Source organism: Curtobacterium sp. MCBA15_013 (assembly GCF_001865095.1).
Taxonomy (GTDB): domain Bacteria; phylum Actinomycetota; class Actinomycetes; order Actinomycetales; family Microbacteriaceae; genus Curtobacterium.
The window spans coordinates 3,360-6,961 of record NZ_MJGQ01000021.1 but is presented as its reverse complement, the minus strand read 5'-3'; the positions used below and the strand labels follow the sequence as shown (position 1 = coordinate 6,961).

The 3,602-nt window shown below is 73.6% G+C and carries 5 protein-coding genes; all 5 read left to right on the top strand.

Annotated elements, in window-relative coordinates:
* Positions 1-177: 177 nt before the first annotated feature.
* The 5 genes from BIV01_RS11840 to BIV01_RS19385 all read left to right on the top strand — a co-directional run bounded on the left by BIV01_RS11840 (position 178) and on the right by BIV01_RS19385 (position 3,567).
* Complete coding sequence (locus BIV01_RS11840; RefSeq protein WP_070417311.1) at positions 178-621, top strand: hypothetical protein; 444 nt, start codon at positions 178-180, stop codon at positions 619-621.
* Entirely contained in the window at positions 618-1,076 is a 459-nt protein-coding gene (locus BIV01_RS11835) for a hypothetical protein (protein WP_070417312.1), read from the top strand. The genes BIV01_RS11840 and BIV01_RS11835 overlap by 4 nt, the downstream gene beginning before the upstream one ends.
* Positions 1,073-2,023 carry a hypothetical protein gene (locus BIV01_RS11830; protein WP_071302967.1) on the top strand — a complete coding sequence of 317 codons (951 nt, stop codon included), beginning with the start codon at positions 1,073-1,075 and terminating at the stop codon, positions 2,021-2,023. Before BIV01_RS11835 ends, BIV01_RS11830 begins: the two co-directional genes overlap by 4 nt.
* Positions 2,020-3,066, top strand: coding sequence for a hypothetical protein (locus tag BIV01_RS11825; RefSeq protein ID WP_071302966.1), 1,047 nt, complete (start codon positions 2,020-2,022; stop codon positions 3,064-3,066). The genes BIV01_RS11830 and BIV01_RS11825 overlap by 4 nt, the downstream gene beginning before the upstream one ends.
* A gap of 288 nt (positions 3,067-3,354) precedes the next feature.
* The gene (locus BIV01_RS19385) at positions 3,355-3,567 is read left to right on the top strand and encodes a hypothetical protein (protein WP_139199319.1); all 213 of its coding nucleotides are present in this window, start codon (positions 3,355-3,357) and stop codon (positions 3,565-3,567) included.
* The last annotated feature ends 35 nt before the right edge of the window (positions 3,568-3,602 follow it).

Below are 3,602 nucleotides of genomic sequence, written 5' to 3'. Positions count from 1 at the left end.
CGCGCCTCCCGTCCGTCGTCGGCTCGCGACCACCGCACGGCGCAACCCGCCTGTTCGGCATCCCCCCACGAAATGCCGACCTGACGAACGGGCACGCGCCTGGCAGAGTGGGTGTCGCTGGCCGACGCGCTGGTTCAGTTTTACCATGTCTGAGACAGATGTACAGGGCGGGGAGACATGATCGAGTACACCGACGACGACGCACACCGACGCGAGCTCTCACGCAAGCTCCAGCTCCTGATGGACGTCGTCGAGGCCAATTCCGGGCAGCGCCCCTCCTACAAGGAGATCGTGGCGGAGATCGAGGCGCAGGGCGCCTCGATGAGCCGACCGCGGTGGGGCTACATGCTCGGGGGCAACGGGCCGGCCGTCCGCGATCAGCGCCTGCTCGTCGCGCTTGCCGGCTACTTCGGTGTGCCATCCGAGTACCTCACCGACGCCGCGGGCAACACGGACGTCCCGGAGCGGGTGCAGGCGCAGCTCGAACTCGTCCTCGAACTCCGCAAGCGCGAGGTCGTGGCGTTCGCCACCCGGCGACTCGGGGAGTTCGCCTCCGCAGCCGAGATCCGCGACTTCACCGAGCACGTCCGGCGGCTCGACGACTCCGGATCGACGCCGTGAGCGCGTTCGCCGACCGGATCGGTGCCCGCCGCCAGCAGGCCGAGGCCCGGCGCAGCGTGCAGCGACTCGGACTCCCCCGACGACTGACGCTGCCGGAGCTGCTCGTCCGCGCCGAGTCCGCCCTCGGCAAGCCGATCCGGCTCCGCACGACCGCACTGCCCGGTGACCTCTCCGCCCGGCTCATCCAGCGCGCCGACCACGCCCTGCTCGAGACGCGCCCCGACCTGTCCGAGCGCTCCCGGGTGGCCTGCGTGCTGCACGAGCTCGCGCACGTGTTCCTCGCCGACCCCGGCTGCGACCACGAGGCGTACACGGGGCTGCTCACCGGACGGACGGCGTTCACCCGGTCGCTCGACACCCCGCACGAGCAGGCGGTCGAGCTCGTGGCCGACCAGCTCGCCCTGCGGATCGGGCTGCTCGACCCCGACACCGCGCCGCGCGGGATCTTCCGGTGACGCTGCACGTCTGGGGATCCCTCCCGGTCTGGCTGATCCTGGCCGTCCTCGTCGTCCGGCTCTGGCTCGTCCGGACCCAGTCGGCGAGCGTCACCTGGCTCATGGTCTGCTGCGCGTTCGTCGCCGTCGGGCTGAGCATCAACCAGCCCGACGTCGTGACGTTCCTCGGCGGGCTGACCCGCACGCCGAACGTCGCCGACCTGCTCGGGCGCTGCCTGATGGTGTGCGGCCTGTTCGCCCTCGCGCAGTCGGTCGAGGCGGCCGCCCGGTCCGCGCGACTGCTGCGACCGAGTCGGCTCGTCGGCGTCGCACTGGTCCTCGTCGCACTGGTCGTGCTGTTCGTGCTGATCGACGCCCCCGAGCCCACCTCGCAGTTCATGGTCGAGTACGGGGACCAGCTGCCCACCGCGCTCTACTCAGCGGTCGAGATGACGTACATCGCCGTCGTGATCACCCGGTCCGCACTGGCCGTCCTTCGCGGCTTCCGCGAGGGCGACGGCCTCGGGCGCATGTACTGGCTGTTCGTCGTCGGCGCCGCGGCGATGGTCATGCTCGCGGCCATCGCGGTCGCGCTCGACGCCGTGCACGTGCTCGGCCTGGACGCTGCGGTCCGGGTGCTCGGCACCGTCTACGCCCCGGTCTTCCTCACCTCGATGGTCCTGCTCGCCGTGGGTGCCGCCGGCGGGGTGCTGCCCGACGCCGCCCGCGAGTTCCGCGACTGGCGGGCCGCCCGGGTCCGCTTCCGGACGCTGGAGCCCGAGCTGCGGCGACTCGAGGGCGCGTCCGGCAACCGGGGGCTGTACTTCACGATCGCCTGGCAGCGTCGCCAGTGGCGGAGTCGACTGCACCGGCTGTCCGTCGAGATCGAGGACCGCGCGCGCGAGGCCGGGCAGGACGTCCCGGCCGCCGCGACGCACACCACCGCACGACTGGAGGAGACCACATGACCGGTGGACGCATCGCCGCACTCGGGACCGCAGCGGGTGCCGTCGGGACGCTCGGGCTGGGCGCGTTCGTCGCGCGACGGCTGCTCTTCCCCACGCCGTACTCGGCGACCGCCACCGTGCGGGGCGCCACCCCGACCGAGGCCGAGTTCGTGGCCACCCGCGACACCCGTCTGCCCGGGACGTACCGGATCACCCGTGACGGCCAGGACGTCCGCGTGCAGGAGGTGCTCGACATCGACGGGGACACGGTCCGGCGGCGCACGGACGGCCCGGCAGCCGGCGGCGAGTGGGGCTGGGACGCGCTGCTGTACGACGACCTCGCGGACGTCCCCGGCGACGAACCGACCGACGTCCCCGGCGACGAACCGACCGACGTCCCCGGTGACGAGCCCACCGACGTCCCCGCGGACGGGCCCACCCACGTCGTCCACGTGCACGGGCAGTCGCTCGGGCCGCGGCAGGTCCTCCGGGGCATCCCGGTCTGGCGTGCCCTCGGCGCGACGTCCGAGGTCGTCGACACGACCGACCTCCCGCTCCGCTCGCTCGACCCCGGCGCGGTCGACCGCATCGTGACGGCGGTCCGGGCAGCCCGGGGCCGCGGGGTCACCCGGGTCGTGCTGCAGGGCTGGTCGGCGGGGGCGCTCGCGTGCTCGGTCGCCGCCTCCCGTGTCGAGGTCGACGGCCTCGTCGGGATCTCGCCGCTGCTCAGCGTGTCCTCGGCGCTCCGCGGTGCGGTGTCGGGCGCGCACCTCCCCGCGTTCGTCGGCACGGTCGCGGCACGGATCGCGACCACCGGCGTGCTGTCACGGCTGGCGGGCGCCGCTGCTCCCGTCCAGACGACCGCGTGGCAGGCGTCGGCGACCCCGACCCTGCTCGTGCACTCGGCGGCCGACGCCCTCGTCGCCGAGGCCGACGTCGCCGCGCAGACCGCGCGTCCGGGGACCCGGGCGGTCGCGTTCCGGACCGCGCCGCACACGCTCGAGTGGAACGAGGACCCGGAGCGCTGGGAGCGAGCCGTCCGGGACTTCGCGGCCACCCTCTGACGCAAGACGCAAGACGCAAGACGCGGGACGCGGGACGCGGGACACGAGACGCGCGCCGAGCGCCGAGCGCCCCGGCGACGTGCAACGGCCCCGGTCTGCGAACAGACCGGGGCCGGCGCGTCTCGACCTGTTGGGGGGAACCGGTCGAGCGCTGCGTGCGAGGTGTTGGGGGGAACCCCTCGCGCGCAGTCACCACCGTACCCCCGGACGGGGGCCCGTGGTACCGCGACGCGCGAACCGTCCCGGGTCTGGGTCGGGCGACATCGCGCCGCGCGTAGCGTCCGGCGCATGGACGATCAACCCGAACCCGAAGCCCACGAGCGTCACCGCTCCGTGGCAGACCTCAACGACGAGTCACTCGGACGCCCCTTCGACCAGACCAACGGCCTGGCGGACGGACTGAGCGGCGACTCGGACGGCACGGCCGAGAGCGAGCAGCCCGGCGTGCACAAGCGACACGAGAAGCGCGAGAAGCACCGCGGGCGCGACCACCAGGGGTGACCGCACCCACGACGTGACGGGAGGCGCGGTGCCAG